This is a genomic window from Nonomuraea sp. NPDC049709 (assembly GCF_040674815.1).
GTDB lineage: Bacteria > Actinomycetota > Actinomycetes > Streptosporangiales > Streptosporangiaceae > Nonomuraea.
This window is the reverse complement of record NZ_JBFANM010000093.1, coordinates 25559-41277: the sequence shown is the minus strand read 5'-3', so window position 1 is coordinate 41277 and position 15719 is coordinate 25559. Positions and strand designations below refer to the sequence as shown.

At 71.4% G+C, this 15719-nt stretch carries 9 protein-coding genes and 1 pseudogene; 4 read left to right on the top strand and 6 right to left on the bottom strand.

From position 1 onward, the window contains the following. Positions 1-66 (top strand): annotated as a pseudogene (locus AB0J69_RS52790) (TetR/AcrR family transcriptional regulator); the annotation flags it as partial. A 192-nt stretch (positions 67-258) separates the two neighbouring features. Here AB0J69_RS52790 and AB0J69_RS52785 read toward each other — a convergent pair. The 3 genes from AB0J69_RS52785 to AB0J69_RS52775 form a co-directional block, all read right to left on the bottom strand. Next, complete coding sequence (locus AB0J69_RS52785) at positions 259-1041, bottom strand: MerR family transcriptional regulator (RefSeq protein ID WP_364134786.1); 783 nt, start codon at positions 1039-1041, stop codon at positions 259-261. A gap of 130 nt (positions 1042-1171) precedes the next feature. After that, positions 1172-2818, bottom strand: coding sequence for a serine hydrolase domain-containing protein (locus tag AB0J69_RS52780; protein WP_364134783.1), 1647 nt, complete (start codon positions 2816-2818; stop codon positions 1172-1174). Between the two features lie 258 nt (positions 2819-3076). Beyond that, complete coding sequence (locus AB0J69_RS52775; protein WP_364134781.1) at positions 3077-4225, bottom strand: serine hydrolase domain-containing protein; 1149 nt, start codon at positions 4223-4225, stop codon at positions 3077-3079. Positions 4226-4348: 123 nt separating this feature from the next. Between AB0J69_RS52775 and AB0J69_RS52770 the strand changes: the two genes are divergently transcribed. Beyond that, on the top strand, positions 4349-7477 hold the full coding sequence (locus AB0J69_RS52770; RefSeq protein WP_364134778.1) for a BTAD domain-containing putative transcriptional regulator: 3129 nt from the start codon (positions 4349-4351) through the stop codon (positions 7475-7477). A 335-nt stretch (positions 7478-7812) separates the two neighbouring features. On the opposite strand, the gene AB0J69_RS52765 is transcribed toward AB0J69_RS52770, so the two are convergent. Further along, positions 7813-8379: a GNAT family N-acetyltransferase gene (locus AB0J69_RS52765; RefSeq protein WP_364134776.1), complete on the bottom strand. Its 567-nt coding sequence runs from the start codon at positions 8377-8379 to the stop codon at positions 7813-7815. 59 nt (positions 8380-8438) lie between these two features. Here AB0J69_RS52765 and AB0J69_RS52760 point away from each other — a divergent pair, with 59 nt between their 5' ends. Beyond that, positions 8439-8903 (top strand): MarR family transcriptional regulator, encoded by a 465-nt coding sequence (locus AB0J69_RS52760; protein ID WP_364134773.1) that lies wholly within the window; start codon positions 8439-8441, stop codon positions 8901-8903. 485 nt (positions 8904-9388) lie between these two features. Here AB0J69_RS52760 and AB0J69_RS52755 read toward each other — a convergent pair whose 3' ends face one another. Beyond that, positions 9389-10711: a tetratricopeptide repeat protein gene (locus AB0J69_RS52755; RefSeq protein ID WP_364134770.1), complete on the bottom strand. Its 1323-nt coding sequence runs from the start codon at positions 10709-10711 to the stop codon at positions 9389-9391. Positions 10712-11744: 1033 nt separating this feature from the next. Beyond that, positions 11745-14399, bottom strand: coding sequence for a hypothetical protein (locus AB0J69_RS52750; RefSeq protein ID WP_364134767.1), 2655 nt, complete (start codon positions 14397-14399; stop codon positions 11745-11747). 386 nt (positions 14400-14785) lie between these two features. Here AB0J69_RS52750 and AB0J69_RS52745 point away from each other — a divergent pair, with 386 nt between their 5' ends. After that, positions 14786-15658 (top strand): patatin-like phospholipase family protein, encoded by an 873-nt coding sequence (locus AB0J69_RS52745; protein ID WP_364134764.1) that lies wholly within the window; start codon positions 14786-14788, stop codon positions 15656-15658. Positions 15659-15719: the final 61 nt, after the last annotated feature.

Genomic DNA, 15719 nt, shown 5'->3' with positions numbered 1-15719 from the left:
GACGTCGCCAGGGCATCCGGGGTCTCGACGATGACCGTCTACCGGCACTTCCCGACCAAGGAAGACCTGGTGCTCTACGACCAGTACGACCCCCTGGGCCCAGGAGGACGGGCGCCCGGACCTGCCCGGCCTGATCGCCGCCGCTCTCGGCGCCGCCTTCGACGACGACTTCGACTGACCACGGGACGAGCCGCTCCAGCGGTGTCTGCCGGCAGATCCCGGCCGGCCCCCGGTCCTTCGGCCCGGGGACCGGCGCGGTCAGTGGGTGTCTGGCCTGGGGATATGGATGCCCGCGGCGCGGAGTTTGGCCTCGACGAGCGCGACCCCCCGGGCCGCGGCCGATCCCTGCTCTTCGCCGTGGTGGGCGATCAGGTCGTACCGGGCCGCGGCGTCGGTGCGGGCTTGCAGGCCGGTCACGATCTTCAGGTGTGCGGGGTTGGCGAGGAAGTGGTCGGCAATGGCAGTGGCGAGTTCGGTCAGGCGCGGGTCGTCCGGCTCCCATGCCGTGGCTTCGATTGCGCGCTTGCTCAACGCGACGAAGCGGGGGTCGTCGAAGGCGTGCTCGACATGGGTGAGGAAGTCGTCGAAGCCCTCCGGGACCAGGGCCCTGGCCAGCACCCAGCCCTCCCTGGTGGCCGCCACCTCCCCCGCGGGGAAGCCGAGGCCGGACATCCGCTCCAGCAGCGCCACGGCGCGGTCGCCCAGCAGGGCCCGGTCGCCGTCGGCGAGCCGGTGCAGCGTGTCACGGCGCGCGATCAGCTCCTCGATCCGCTCGGTGAGCTGCCGCTCGACGTCGGCGAGCGCGGCGGTGAACAGCGCGGCGTCGGCGTCGAGCATCGGCCCGATGTCGGCCAGCGGCACCCCGGCGGCGGCCAGCGTCCGGACCTGCACCAGCCGCAACAGATCGGCCGAGCCGTACCTGCGGTAGCCGGAGCTGTCGCGTTCCGGCTCCTTCACCAGGCCGAGCTTGTGGTAGTGCCGGACCGTCTTCACCGTGACGCCGACGAATGCCGCCGCCTGCCCGATCGTTACTCCATTCATCGGCGAAATCCTGCCTTGTGCTCGAGCTCGGCGACCAGGCGGACCACAGCCGAGCATGTGCTCCCAGTTAGCGTTCTACCTGATGCACGACCGGAAGGGGCGCCTCTCGAGGCGTACGGGTCACGGGGGTTCAGTCCGCCGGCCGAGCCGGATCGGCCTGCCCACCGCAGAACACCTCGTTGACGAGCCTTTGCTGGGCGTTCCGGAGCGCTGTCGCTATGGACATGTCGGCGTCGGCCACCCAGTTCAGTACGGCGGTCATGGTTTTGCCGCCGTCGGGTGTGATGTACATCAGCGTCGTGGAGCCGACCGTGCCGCCGCTGTGGGTGATGACGGTGCCGCCGCAGTCCGTTTTCTGGACGATCACTCCCAGGCCGTACTCGAAGTTCGGGATGCCCGTGGCGCGCGGGGTGCACATCTCGGCCAGCAGTGGGGTCGGCAGGAGCTTGCCGCCTATCAGCGCGGTGATGAACGTGTGGAGGTCCTGGCTGGTCGAGATCATGTCACCGCCGGTGGAGACCCAGGAGGGGTTGTGGCGGGTGATGTCGATCGTCTTCTGCCGGCCGGCATCCTCGTAGCGATAGTAGATGTGGGTGTGCGGCTCGGGGATCTCCGGCGAGGAGTCCGGCACCACCGTGCCCGACAGCCCGAGCGGCCCCAGGATCCGCCGCTGCATCTCCTCGGCCAGCGAGCGGCCGGTGACCTTCTCGATCAGCAGCCGGGCCAGCACGTAGTTGGTGTTGGAATAGCTCCAGCCCGTGCCCGGCTCGAACCGGGCCGGCTTGGACAGCGCCAGACGTACCAGCTCCTCGGGCCGGTAGGTGTGGAACCGGTTGTCCACCCACTCCCTGCCCGTGGTGCCGTAGGGCACGGGGATCCCGTGCACGATCGACCCGTCGTCGTAGACCTCGCCGGTGAAGTTGAACAGCCCGCTGGTGTGCTGCAGCAGCATCCGCACCGTGATGCGCTCGTCCAGCCCGAACTCGGGCAGATAGTCGGCCGCCGGGATGTCCAGCCCGATCTTGCCCTCGGCCACCAGCTGCAGCACCAGGGTCGCGGTGAAGGTCTTGGTGTTGCTGCCGATCCGGGCATGCCCGTTGATGGGTGGCTTGGCGGTCCCGCCCAGCTCGGCCGCCCCGGCGCTGCCGGCCCACGCGCCCCGCTCATCGTGCACGCGCAGCGACACCCCGAGGAAACCGGTATCGACGATCTCCTCGATCGCCTGCTGCAGCTCCGGGCGATCCTGACCGGCCGCGGCTTCCGGCACGGCCCCGCTGTCCGCAACGGCCACCCTGGCGGCGTCGAGAGCTTCGGTGATCTTGCGGACCATCTCGGCCGTGGCGGGGCTCGGCCGGCCCTGGTGCATCTGGGCGGTCTCGACAGCGACGAGGACGGTGCTGCGGAAGTTGCCGGCCTCGGCCGGATCCTGCTGCTTCAGGAGGTTCATGGCCGCGGTCAGGGCCGGCAGCACGCGGTCGGCGATCTCGGCCACGGACGTGCCGGTCAGATCCTTGCCCTCAGGGTGGTCGGCGAGCACATGCCCGATCAGGCCGGTGGCCGAGCCCAGCGCGATGCTGCCGGTGGTGGCGATCTTGTGAGGCTTGCCGGCGGCACCGGCGGCGGCCATCAGCGTCACGGCGCCGTACGCGGCAATCCGCAGGGTGCTCTTGTCCTGATCGGAAAGGGTGATCGTCATGGTGGTTTTGCCCTTCGAAGTTGTTATGTCCGGGTCGGCGTCGCGCCGCTGCGCCGAGCTTGCACCCTGACCCGAGGTCAACCTCAACTGTGATCTAGCTCACAGCCGCCTTGGCGTCACGACAGTTCAACGCCAGCACCACGCCGCCGAGCCCGGTGCCGACGAGGCCGCCGCGGTGGCATCCGCTGCCGCAGCTCAGTGGCTCGGCGACGACCAACAGCTACGCCGTTTCGCTATTGACACTCAGGGCGGCAGAACCAAGGCAGTGACACCTGATATGCCGGAGGTTGAGTTGGCAGGGGCAGCCGGGCGAACATGCCCTGCTGCCCGAGCCTGGTTTTACGCGCCGATCGCGATGCCGAGCTCCGCTTCAGCGAGCTTGAAGAGGAGGTCAAAGCTGCTCTCGGCCTCGGTGTTGGTGTGGAAGGCGATGGTGTGCTCGCCGTCGGGGGTGCCCAGTGCGCAGAACATGTGGCCCCAGTAGCTGCCGGCCACGCCGCATGCCGTCCGGCCGCCGGTCGCCGCCTTGTCGAGTTCGAACAGGCCGAGGCCGTAGCGGGTGTGCGGCAGCCAGCCGGCGCCTTCGGTGGAGACCGTGGTCCACATCTTGCGGTGCTGTGCGGGTGGCAGCAGGCCGCCGCCGGCCACGGCGTTGATGAAGCGGATCATGTCGCTGGTGGTCGAGACGAGGTTGCCGGGGTCCCAGGAGGTGTTGAACTCGGTGACGTCGAGTGGCTGGAGTCCGGGTTCCTCCATCATCGACTCCCAGTTGTCCGGGGTGACGGCTGCCGGGTCGACGCCGTCCTTGTAGAACTGGGTGGAGTACGCGCGCGGGTGCGGGCCGCGGTATCCCGTGTCCCTTTCGGGGCGCACGTAGGTGGCGGTCAGTCCGAGCGGCCGGATGACGGTGCGCTCGACCTCGTCGGCGTAGGAGTTGCCGGTGACTTTCTCGATGATCGCGCGGGCGAGGTAGAAGCCGCCGTTGGCGTAGACGAAGCGCTCGCCGGGCCGGGCGACCGGCGGCTGGGACACCGTCAGCTTCAGCAGGTCCTCGAGGGTCCAGACGTCGAAACGGTGCTCGGCGAATCGGGATCGGCTGGCGTAGCCGGATATCAGTTCCGGCGCGAGGCCGGTGGCGAACAGGCCGCCGGTGTTGCTGAGCAGGTGCCTGATGGTGATCCTGTCGCCGTCGTAGCCACCGGCGTTCAGCACGCCGGGCAGCCACTTGTTCACCGGGTCCTCGATGGCCAACCGGCCCTCGGCCTCCAGGGTGAGGATCGCGGCGGCGATGAAGGCCTTGCCGCCGCTGCCGATGGGCAGGCACTCGCCCGGCTCGCGCCTGGCCCCGGTGGTGAGGTCGGCCACTCCGGCGGTGCCGAACCAGGTGCCGTCCGCGTCCTTGACCTCGGCGACGATGCCGGGGATCCCGAGCTCGGCCACCGCCCATTCGAGCAGTCGCTGCGTCTTGTCGTGCCCGTTGCCTGTCATGTCGTGCCTTCCGCAGAGCCGTTGTTGACGGTCTCGACGATGCCGATCGGCGATGACAGCGCTCTTACAGCGCTACGACAGGCGGCGCGGTCGCTGTAAGCGGGTCCTCATAGCCTGGTGGCCATGCGGGTTGAGGTGCTGGGGCCGGTGCGGGCCTACGGCGATGACGGGGCGCCGATCGACGTCGGCGGGATCAGGGTTCGTGCGCTGCTGGCCAGGCTGACGCTGGCGGGCGGCGAGGTGGTGCCGGCCGGTTCGCTCATCGACGGGCTGTGGGGCGATCGCCCGCCTCGGGAGAGCGTCAGAGCGCTGCACGCGCTGGTGTATCGGCTGCGGCGGGCGCTGGGCGAGAGCGAGGTCGTCGAGCTGGCCTCCGGTGGATACCGGCTGCACGTACACGCCGAGGACGTCGACGCCTACCGCTTCGAGAAGCTGGCCGAGCAGGGCCGCGGCGAACTGGCCGCCGGTGCCGTCCGGAAGGCTGCCGCGCTGCTGGGCGAGGCGCTGGCGCTGTGGCGGGGCGACGCACTGGCCGATGTGCTCGAGGTTCCTTTCGCCGGTACGGCTGCCGCCCGCCTGCAGGAGCTGCGTGCCGCGGCCACCGAGGACTGGTTCGGGGCGAAGCTGCTGCTGGGCGGCCACGTGGAGATCCTGGCCGAGCTGGAGGCGGCGACCGCGGCGCATCCGCTGCGCGAACGGCTGGCCGTACTGACGATGCGGGCGTTGCACGCGGCCGGCCGTCAGTTCGAGGCGCTGGCCCTGTTCGAGAAGGTGCGCCGCACGCTCGCCGAGGACTTGGGCGTCGACCCCTCCGAGGAACTGCGCAGGACGCACCTGGCGGTGTTGCGCGGCCAGAGCGAGCTGTCGGAGCGTCCCCGGGCGGCACCGGGCCGGCTGCCGGCCCCGCTGACCGGCCTTGTCGGCCGGCAGGAGGAGCTGGACCTGCTCGCCGGCCTGCTGGAGAGCTCGCGGCTGGTCACGGTTGTGGGTCCCGGAGGAGTGGGCAAGACCCGCCTGGCCGTGGAGGCGGCGAGCCGGCATCGGGCCCATCGGCGCGGCCGCGTCTGGCTCGTCCCCCTGGCCGGGGTGGACACGCCGGACGGGTTGCCGGAGGCGGTGCTGGGCACGATCGCCACGACGGAGGCCCTGCCGCCGGGGACGCCGCTCGAGCGATCGGTCACCCTGCTGGCCGGTGGCGAGGGCGTGCTCCTGCTGGACAACTGCGAACAGATCTCCGAAGCCGTGGCCGAGTTCGCCTGGCAGCTGCTCGAGCGCCTGCCGACCCTGACCATCCTGACCACCAGCAGGGAGCCGCTGGAGGTCATGGGTGAAGCGCTGTGCCGGCTGGCTCCGCTCGCCCTGCCCTCGGCACACGCCGATCCCGTTCGCGCCGCGCAGGCGAGCGCGGTACGGCTGTTCCTCGATCGGGCAATCGCCGTACGGCCCGGCTTCGCGCTGGACGAATCGACGGCGGGCCCGGTGGTGGACATCGTGCGCCGGCTGGACGGCCTGCCGCTCGCCCTCGAACTGGCCGCGGCTCGGCTGCGCACGATGAACGCCGACGAGCTCTCCCGGCGGCTGGATGATCGTTTCCGGCTGCTCGGCACCGGCAACAGGACGGCCCAGCCGCGGCAGCAGACGCTCCGAGCGGTCATCGACTGGAGCTGGGACCTCCTCACCGACCAGGAGCGGACACTCACCCGCCGGATGTCGATGTTTCCGGCCAAGGCCGGTCTCGGCCCGATCGAGGCGGTGTGTGCGGATGACTCCGTAGAAGATGTCGCCTATCTGCTGGATTGCCTGGTCGACAAGTCCATCGTGGAGCGGGCCGGTGACGGCTACCGGATGCTGGAGACCATCCGGGCCTACGCGGCCGGCGAACTCCGCCGCGCCGAGGAGGGCGAAGCCGTACGGCACAAGCTCAGGCGCCACTACGCCGGCCTGGCCGAGCGACACGAGCCGCTGCTGCGCTCGCACCAGCAGGTGGAGTCGCTGCGGGTGTTCGACTTCGAGTATGACAACCTCGTGTACGCCCTCCAGACGGCCATCGACGATGGCGACGCCGAGGCGGCGGCCCGGATCCTCGGCCCGCTGTACTGGTACTGGGACACGCTGCGTTATGACGGCCGGGCCGATGTCTACGTGGCCAGGGTGCTGGAGTACGGCGACGTGCTGCCCCCGGCGGCCAGGGCCGCGTTCACCACGATCCACCTGCTGGCCGGTGGAGGAGACGCCGAGCAGTTGCGGGCGGCGGTGGAGGACTGTGCGCGGACGGGCGCGCTGCTGCGCTATCCGATGCTGCTGACCATGACGCTGACGGCGGCCTTCATGGCCGGCCTGGACGACCTGGTCGATCGGGAGATCACCCGGGTCCGGGACGGCTCTGACGGTTGGGCCATCGCGCACATCCACCTGGTCGAGGCGCTGCGCAGCCGTATCCGCGGAGACTGGACGGGCGGCGCGAGCGCGGCGGCGAGGGCGTTGCGCGCGTTCGAGGAGGCGGGCGACCGGTGGTGGACCGCGATGACGCTGAACGGCATGGCGCAGATTCATGCCATCGAGGGCCGGCACGACGAAGCGGTCGCCGACTACGAGCGCAGCATCTCGATCAGCACCGGCCTCGCCTGGCAGGAGGAGATCTCATCCCGGCTCGGGCTCGCCACGGAGCGCATGCGCGCCGGTGATCTGAAGGGCGCCGGGCACGACCTCGAAGCCGCGGAACGGGGGGCGTGGGAGCGCGGTCTGCCCATGCTGGAGATCCAGGTCCATGCCTGCTCGGCAGAGCTGTACCGCCGCTGCGGTGAGATCGACCGGGCCGATCGAGAACTCGACCGGCTGGAGAGGACCGCCCGCGAGTTAGGCCTTCCCGCACAGACGAGTCAGAGCCTGCTGCTGCCTGCCAGGACGGCGAACCTCCTCACTGCCGGTGACGCCACACGGGCGCGCGAGATGATGCCCGGCGCCGTCCAGGCGGCACAGGTGAACATGGACCTTCCGCTGGCCGCCCAGCTCCTGGCCCGGCTGCTGCTGCTGGAGGGCGATCCGGTGGGTGCGGCCACCGCGCTCGGCATGAGCGAGGTCATCCGCGGCGCCTTCGACTGCGGTGATTTGGAGCTGAGCGCGCTCGTGGCCACCCTCGTGGACCGGCTCGGCCGCACCGGCTATGCCAGGGCCTATCAGCGGGGCGCCGGCATGCCCTGGCATGAAGCGATCGACAACCTGATCAACACCTGTATGGAGTCACCGAGCTGATCGACTGGCTGACAGGACAGCTGTCCGGCCTCGGACTACAAGCTGATCTCCACGATGTCCTCGTACCCGCTCCGCTGTGCAGGCCTCTGACCAGGAAGGCGCCGCCGTCATCCACCCGTATGATCCCGACGGGAGGCACACGATGGCCGGCGGGTATGCCCTCCGGGCCCGTGGGGTCGTCGGTGTCGTCGACCAGGTACGCCTGCCCACAGTGAACGCCGAGATCGAGCGACGCGGTGCGAGGATCGGTCGTGGCCGGCAAGCCCAAGGATCATTGTCGGGCGGGACGGGATATCGAATGACCGTCGGCGCGACACCGATGCCGGCAAGATCTTTCACTCTTCGTAGCCCTCAGGCCTTTCCATGGACGGAGAGAGCCGACGGACCCGTACGGTGGTCCGGACGGTCCGTCCCTCCTGCTCGTCTTCGTACGCGCCCACCTTGACGTATCCGCGCTCCTCGTAGAAGCGGTCCAGTTCGGGACTGCCCGCCCAGTGGTCCAGGGCCAGGGCCGGAGATCCGTACGCTCTGGCGCGGTGCTCGGCTTCCTCCAGGAGCGTCGCGCCCACTCCTCGGCCCTCGGGTCCGCGGTCGGACATGACGGTGTGGATGAAGATGGCCTCGTCGGGCACCAGCCCGGCCGGCACACGGGGCGGCGCGGTGGGGCCCAGGGCGAGCAGTCCCACGCAGGCGTCACCTCGTTGGGCGAGGGTGATCGCTCCCTGGGCGGTCCAGTCGGCGACCCTCCCGGGAAAGCCCGGGATGCGGGAGAAGGGCGTGCTGCCCCACTGCTGCGTACGGCCGCGGGCGACGAGCCAGTCGAGGACGGAGTCCATGAGCGCGAGGAGCGCGGGAACGTCCTCGCTGGTGGCGGGGCGCAGGGCAATCTGCTGGTTCGACATGCTCGCCTCCGGGAGAGTAAGGTGCGACGAGCAGACACTTTAATTTTCTAAGGATTAGATTGTCAAAGCAAAATTTGATCGACGCGCTCACCCGGGCCGTGCAGGAGCTTCAAGACGCCACCGACGTCATCGACGAACTGGCGGCACGCCGTCTCGGCATCAACCGCACCGACCTGCGCTGCCTGAGCCGCCTGAGCGCCCGAGGGCCGTTGACCGCCACCGAACTGGCCGCCGCCGCCGGGCTCACCGGAGGCGCCATGACCACCGTCATCGACAGGCTGGAGCGGGCCGGGCTGGCGCGACGCCATCGGGACGAGGCCGACCGCCGCCGCGTGCTCGTACACCTGACCGAACGGGCCGAACGACTCAGCGAGGAGATTTGGGGCCCCGTCCTGGCCGACGCCCGCACCGAGCTGGACCGGTTCACGCCGGCTGAGCTGACCCTGATCGAGAGGTTCCTGTCCGTGGCCCTGGAGCACCAGCAGCGCCACGCCGGCCGCCTCCGAGCCGAGACGCCGCTGTGAAGCCGCCGGCCAGCGAACTGCGCAGGCCGTGACCTCAGCGCGGCTACGCACCTCTCCACGGTGCATTGCCGACATACCGCCACTTGATTGCTGTCAGCATCGGGGGCGGCCTAGCTGTGGGTGGACCACACCTTCGCCCCGGACCACACGCTCGAGTGCCTGGAGAAGGTCCTCGACGGCGGCCCGCGTCGTCATTCGCGAGGCCGCGTTCACCGTCTGGGACGGCAGGTGCGTCCTCATCGCCGCCTGCCCTGAGACGGCCGGGGCCGCCAGCCGGAGGGCGCTGCACGCCGGCTGACGGCCCCGCTCGATCAGCAACTCGCCGGGCTCCGACCGCGCGTGGCTGCTGCTGCGGCGGCGGCCGGGACACTCCCGGGTGCGGCACCGGGCGCCGGGGGTGAGGGCACCTGGTCCGCCCTCTCCCCCTCGGCCGTAGGAGCCGGCAGCTCCAGGTAGCTCCCATGACGCCCGTGCAGTCGCAGTGATCAGGCGGCCTCGCCACGGGCGATGTAGAGGTTCATGTCCGTGAAGTCGACGGTGATGTTGTAGGGCTTCCAGAAGCAGTGGGAGAACCAGCCCATCGTGTCGAACCCTGTCCCATAGGGCGAGGGCACGTTGACCGGCTGGTTCGGGTTCGTGTAGGAGTAGACCTCCCTGGCGACGGCGTTGCCGAGGCGGATCTCCTTCGGGTAGCAGGGGTAGGCGACGGCCGGGTGGCTTTGGGCAAAAGTCCCGACCTGGCGGTCGTAGTCGGTGCGGATCCCCAACCGCTCGGCCGTTTCCCCGCGCATGCCCGCCGCGATCTCGCTGCCTCCGCCGAAGTTCACGCCCACCACCCCTGTGCGGGAGCCGGCGACGCCGGCGAAGCTGCCCGTGCTGTGCAGGTACTGCTCACGGGCCAGCCACAGCGGCAGGGGTTCGGCGCCCGCCCGTGTGGCGGCGGCGCGGGCCTTCCTGGCCGTTTCGGGGGTGCGGCGGCGCAGGATCAGTTGCCGGCCCGCGTAGTCGAAGGTGGTCAGCAAGTGGTAGAAGACCCACGTGCCGATCAGGCCGTCGCTGTCGGTGTCGACATCGTCGCCCGACTCCGTCGCCGACCAGCCCACCGGGACGTTGCGCAGTTCGATGCCGCCCAGCTTGAAGGAGTCCAGTATCCCGTAGTACGCCCATATGGTGCCGCCCTCGAAATCGATCTGCTGACTGGCCACGGGGCTCAGCCCGGCCTCCTTGGCCACCGAAGCGCGCATGCTCAGATTCGGGGCGCCGGTGTAGAACGTGAAGCGCTTCGTCGGTCCGCCGTTGACCGAGGCCTCCACCAGCGGCATCGGATCCGTCTGCTTCCATGGCACCCGCGCGGTCTCGCCGTGGACCTGATACGCCTCGCCGCGGACTGCCGCGAACCACGTGGCGTAGCCGTCCTCGCCGGCCGCTTTCCAGTGGGGTGCGGACAGGCCGAATTTGTCCTGCCGGATGTAGCAGTCGGCCAGGAAGTAGCTGGCGTCCTTGTCGTCGGGCGCCAGGGCGAGGGCCGTCTTGAGGTATTTCTCGGCATCGGCGAACCGATTGGCCAGCAGTGCTACATAGCCGCGCCGGCGGGCCGCGTGCAGGTTCTTGGGGTCCTTCTCGAGGATCTCCTCGTACGCGCGGCCGGCCGCCTCGAACTTGCCGGCCTTGAACAGCGCGTCCGCGTCACCGCCGCCGGCCAGCGCCGTGGCCGTGCCGCCCAGCAGCGGCGGGGCCGCGGCGGCGCCGGCCAGCACGGCGGCGCCTCGCAGCAGCGAACGCCGGTCCCATTGCCTGTCATCAGCCACGCCTTCTCCTCTTCCTGATCATCTTCGCCGTGACTTTCTGTCCGACGGACGGACACAACACCTCCGGCCGGTTCGTCTCGCCCTGCTTGATGAGGACGACACCGTGGTGCCGGGGCCACCCGGGCCGTACAGCGCCGTCCCGATGCGGGTGGCCGGATCGCTTCGCAGCGCGCTCCGTAACTGGCCCGCCGTCCGACCCCGTCCACTGTCGGCCAGGCGTATCCCCGCCTCGACCGCGCCGTGTCATGGTCGTGTCACGGCCGCAACGGACGGTGGCAGCCGTCGGCAAACCGAGACGTGCGGCAGACAACGCGCGCACGTTCGGCACTAACCGTGGTTCGTGATGAGCCGAGGGGATGTAGCCGTCATCGGACGAGGTCGGCGACGACCTGGGCGGCGATGAGGGCAGGATCGTCATCGTCGAGGGCCCCGGTCCGTGTGTGGGCATTCGACCTGGACGATCTTGCCCGGCCGAGCGGAGCACACCGCCAAGGCCTCCGCGGCGTCGAACGCTCTGCCTGATCAGCGCACCCGAGCTCAGGGATGCCAGGTCGGCCGCCGCTATTGACACCCCTCGCCCTCACCGTCGGCGGGCTACGGCGGCTTCCAGCATCCACGCAAGGCCGCCTTGCCATGGGGATTCAGCGCGTGGGCGGCTTGGCGCGCGTCATGCATGTCCGGTCACGCGGCCACGTCGGCGTCCCAGCACAGCGTCGGGAAGGGCGTGTGCTCCTGGGCCACGGCCGCGATGTACGTGGCGCCGTGGCGGCTGCCGCCCTGCTCGGGAACGACGGCGGGGCGAACGGGGGCAGTGTGCAGATGGCCCGCTCACGGGACCCTCTCGAAGGTCCGGCGAGGGCGCCGCACAAGACTCGCCGTGCCGTTCACGGGACCGTCTCCCCCGATCCGGCGCAGGGCGTCGGCGCAGGCGGCGCGCAGGTCCTCGTCGGCGGCGATCGTGCCGGTCCCGAATGCCTGTCCGGGGTCGTGGTGGCGACGGGTGCGCGCCCGCTCCGCCCGCAGCGCCGGCGGATCAGGCGGGGCCGGTGAGCAGGGCGTGCAGGTCGCGGGCCTGGCGGACCAGCTCGCTGGCACGGGTCCGGCCGGCCAGCTCGGCCACCACGGGCAGCTCGCCCCGCGCGTCCGCCCATCCGGCGACCTCGGCCGCCAGCCGCAGCAGCCGGGTGTGCACGCCGGTCGCCCGTTCCCCAGGCCCCGGCAGGTACGTGGGCAGCAGCCCGGTCATCACCTGCCACACCTCCCGGTGCGCGCCCAGCCTGGCGGCCTCGGCGAGCGCGGCGATGGCGTCGGCCGGGCGGCCATGCCCGCGTTCCAGCAGGACGGCCAGCTGTCTGCCCAGCTCGGCGCCTGGCAGGCCGCCGGAGGCGGCCAGGAGCAGCAGCGGCCGCACCCCGTCGCCGTCGGGCCCCTCCAGCAGGTGGCGGGCCAGCAGCAGGGCAAGTCCCGGCCCGCCGGGTCCGTCGGCGAGCACCAGGCGGTCGAGGTCGCGTGCGGTGGGCTTGCTCATCGGCCAGGAGGACATCAAGGCGTAGACCGACCGCGCGGCCGCCAGCTCCCGATGGCCGGCGAGCACGGGCAGCAGCAGCGCGCAGGGCTCATCGTGCAGGCGCGGCACGAGCAGGTCCCCGAACAGCTGCGCGTACTCCGGTCCGAACCCGAACTCGGCGTTGATGCGCGGATCATCCTGATGCGTCGTCCAGCGCAGCACCGCCCGGGGGTCGGCCGGCCGGTCGGTGAGCCAACGGTGCACCAGGCTCCCGTCCGGTCCGGTGAGTCGCGCCGCCCTGCGCACCGCTTCGCCGGTCACGCTGCTGCGTCCCAGCCGCAGCAGCGCCTGCCGCAGGTCCTGCGGCAGCGCCTGCACGCCGTCGCGCTCGTAGCCCTCCAGCCGCTCGACCAGCGCCTGCGCCTCCAGCAGCCCGTTGGCGCGTGTGGGCGTGGCCAGCAGGTACGGCGGCATCCGGCCGTCCAGCAGCGCCTGGTAGACCTCGGCGAATCGGGCGAGTGGCATGAACCGCCACACGGCGGTGTGCTGCGGCTCCGGGACGCGTCGTGCCGGGTCGGCCCGCCCGTCCGGCATGGCTCTGCGCTCGGCTCCCGGTTCGATCAGCTCGCGCGCCATGGCGGCGGCCCACGTGAAGGTGTCCCACCACGGCGTCCACTGGTACTCCTGGTCGCGGCAGCGCGCGGCCAGCGGGGCCAGCTCGGCGATCAGCGTGCCCCGCTGCTCACATGACGCCAGCCGGACGAAGCCGTCGAGCCACCGCTCCGGCTGCTCCCAGTCGAACTCGCGCAGCTCGACCCGGGCCAGGATCCTGGCATCCGTGATCAGGGGCATCCGCGCGGGCTCGGGCACGGACGGCAGCGGCGGGGGCTGGAAACGGGGCCGTGGCGGCTCGGGCACCGCTTCACCGCCGAAGACAGCGGCCAGCACGGCACCCGGGCCGGACGGCAGCATCGCCACGGTGTCCCTGATCGTCCCGGCCGCCTCGGCGCCGAAACGCGCCGCGTGCCTGACGGCCAGGTGCACCGCCCGTCCCCGGGCCTCGGCCGACTCGCAGGTCAGCGCGGCGGCCAGCGCGCGGGCGTATGCGTCGATGCCCTCGGACGGCTCCTTGAGCACCCGGTCGAGCAGGGCCAGCCCGGCGCGTACGAGCCTGCCTTCCGGCCGGAACAGCAGGCTCACGACGGCCTCCGCCGGCGGAGTGCCCCCGACCTGGCGGAGCTGACGTAACGCCAGGTCGGCGACGTTCGCCGCGGGGAGCGAGAGCATCGCCGCGTAGTCGCGCGCGTGCGGCAGCACCTCCTCGGCCGCCGGGTCGAGCAGGTCGTGCAGGCCCACGAAGAAGCGCAGGTCGGCTGCCTGGCCACCGCGCAGGAAGCGCGAGCGGCAGCCGTCGAGCAGCGCCCCGCGCTTGATCCGGCCGGCGGCGGCCAGAGCGGCCAGAGCGGGACCCAGCTCCCGCTCGCCGCGCAGCAACCGGCCCGCACCCTCGGCCTCGAACAGCCTCGGCACCATGGCGTCGAGCAGCGGGTCCGCGCCCAGCTCGGCAACCGGCGTGGCGATGATCCAGGCCAGGGTGAGCGGGTCGTGCCGGGGAGGTTCGACCCCGGTCGCGCGCAGCAGCGCGAGTGCCAGCCGGACGCGCCCGTCGTCCGACCGCGGACGGGCCTGGCGCAGGCGCAGCGCCAGCCGTGCGGCGAGGTCCTCCTGCCAGGCGGCCGGCCTGGACGCGACGAGGTCGAGGATCGGCGGGACGTCGTCGAAGCCGTCAACAGTCCCGCCACGGACCAGCTCGCGCCTGTTGAGCCAGCCGGCGACGGCCGCGGCACCGGCCATCGCGCCGGCCCCCGCCACCCGCAGGGGCTCGATCCAGCGGGCGCCCACAAGACTGTTGTTGATCATCCCGAGCGCCTCGGGCAGTTCCCATACGCTCCTGCCCGCCTGCTCCGCCTGGACGGCCAGCTCCCGCCACCGGGCCTGGTGTTCCTGATGGCGCTCGATGTCCCGGCGCTCGCCGGCCCGCTGCGCCACCGGCAGGTAGCGGGGCAACTCGCGCGCCACCTCGCGCCGCTGGTCGTCGTCGAATCCGGTCAGCAGCGCGGCGATGGCGGCGAGGTCCTCGGCGTCGATGGCCGCGCGGACCGCGTCCCAGGCGTTGATCATGCCGACAACCGTAGGGAACCCCACCGACAAACTCGCCGCTGGCGGCGGAGGACCGGCCCACCGGCAACCTGTACATGACCGGCGGCCGCCGATGGCGGCGACTGGCGGCCCAAGCCGTCCATCGACGATGCACCGTCTGGCCGGGGATGGCAGGCGGAGACGATCGAGCGCCCAGCGGCACCGCACGGGGCGGGAATTCATGACATATGTCCCTACACCGCAGTACCGGGCGGATCGTACGTTACAGGTGCTCCCGGGCGGTTACCGCTGGATGGCGTTGGGCCCGGGTGTTGCTGCCGGAGCGGGCGGAGGTCGCCTCTGGGAGCCGGGCGCGAGGCGCCCGAGCGGGAGATCGGTGACGTTCTGGGCTTCGAGGGAGCGCGTAGATGGCAGGCAGGGCAGTGGTGCTGGGCGGCGGCGGGATGATCGGGATCGCCTGGGAGACGGGGGTGCTGGCCGCGCTCGCGGCGGACGGTCTCGACCTGCGCGAGGCCGACCTGATCGTCGGCACATCGGCGGGCGCGGTGGTCGGCGCGCAGCTCGCCACGGGGCTCGACCCCCAGGACCTGTACGCCCGCCAGCTCCGCCCGCAGGCCGGCGAGCAGGCGCCGAAGTCGTCGCCGTTCGGGCTGTTCCGGATCGTGTGGCAGTTGACCAGGTCGAAGACGATCGAGGAGTACGGCGCCCGGATGGGCAGGATCGCGCTGGCCGCCAAGACCTCCACCGAGCAGGAACGCCGGGTGGAGGTGGCGGGGTTGCTCGGCGACGACGTACGGGAATGGCCGAACAAGCGGCTGGTCATCACCGCCGTCGACGCGGAGAGCGGCAAGCCCGCCGACTTCGACGCGGCCAGCGGGGTCGACCTCGTGGACGCCGTCTGCGCCAGCACGGCCGGTCCTGGCGTCCGCCCGCCTGCCACGATCGGCGGGCGCCGCTACATCGACGGCGGGATGCGCTCACCGGCCAATCTGGACGTGGCCGCCGGATACGACCGCATCGTGGTCATCGCACCGATGACGCGGGGCGGCGGGGTCATGCCGGGTGTGGAGCGGCAGATCGCCGAGCTGGGGGACCGGGCACGGGTCGCGCTGATCACGCCCGACCCGGCGAGCTGGCGCAAGGTCATGGGCCGCTCGCCGGCCGGCGCCCTCGACCCGGCCCGCCGCGCCCCCGCCGCCAGGAACGGCCGGTCGGTACGGGCGGCGGAACGAGTGGCCGCCGTTTGGAACGGGGTCGGGGAACAGCAGGACCGCCACTAGCGGTACCCGCTGGTAGGGAGAGCAGCCGCGTCACCGCAGCGCCGACGCCGGCGGCCAGCGC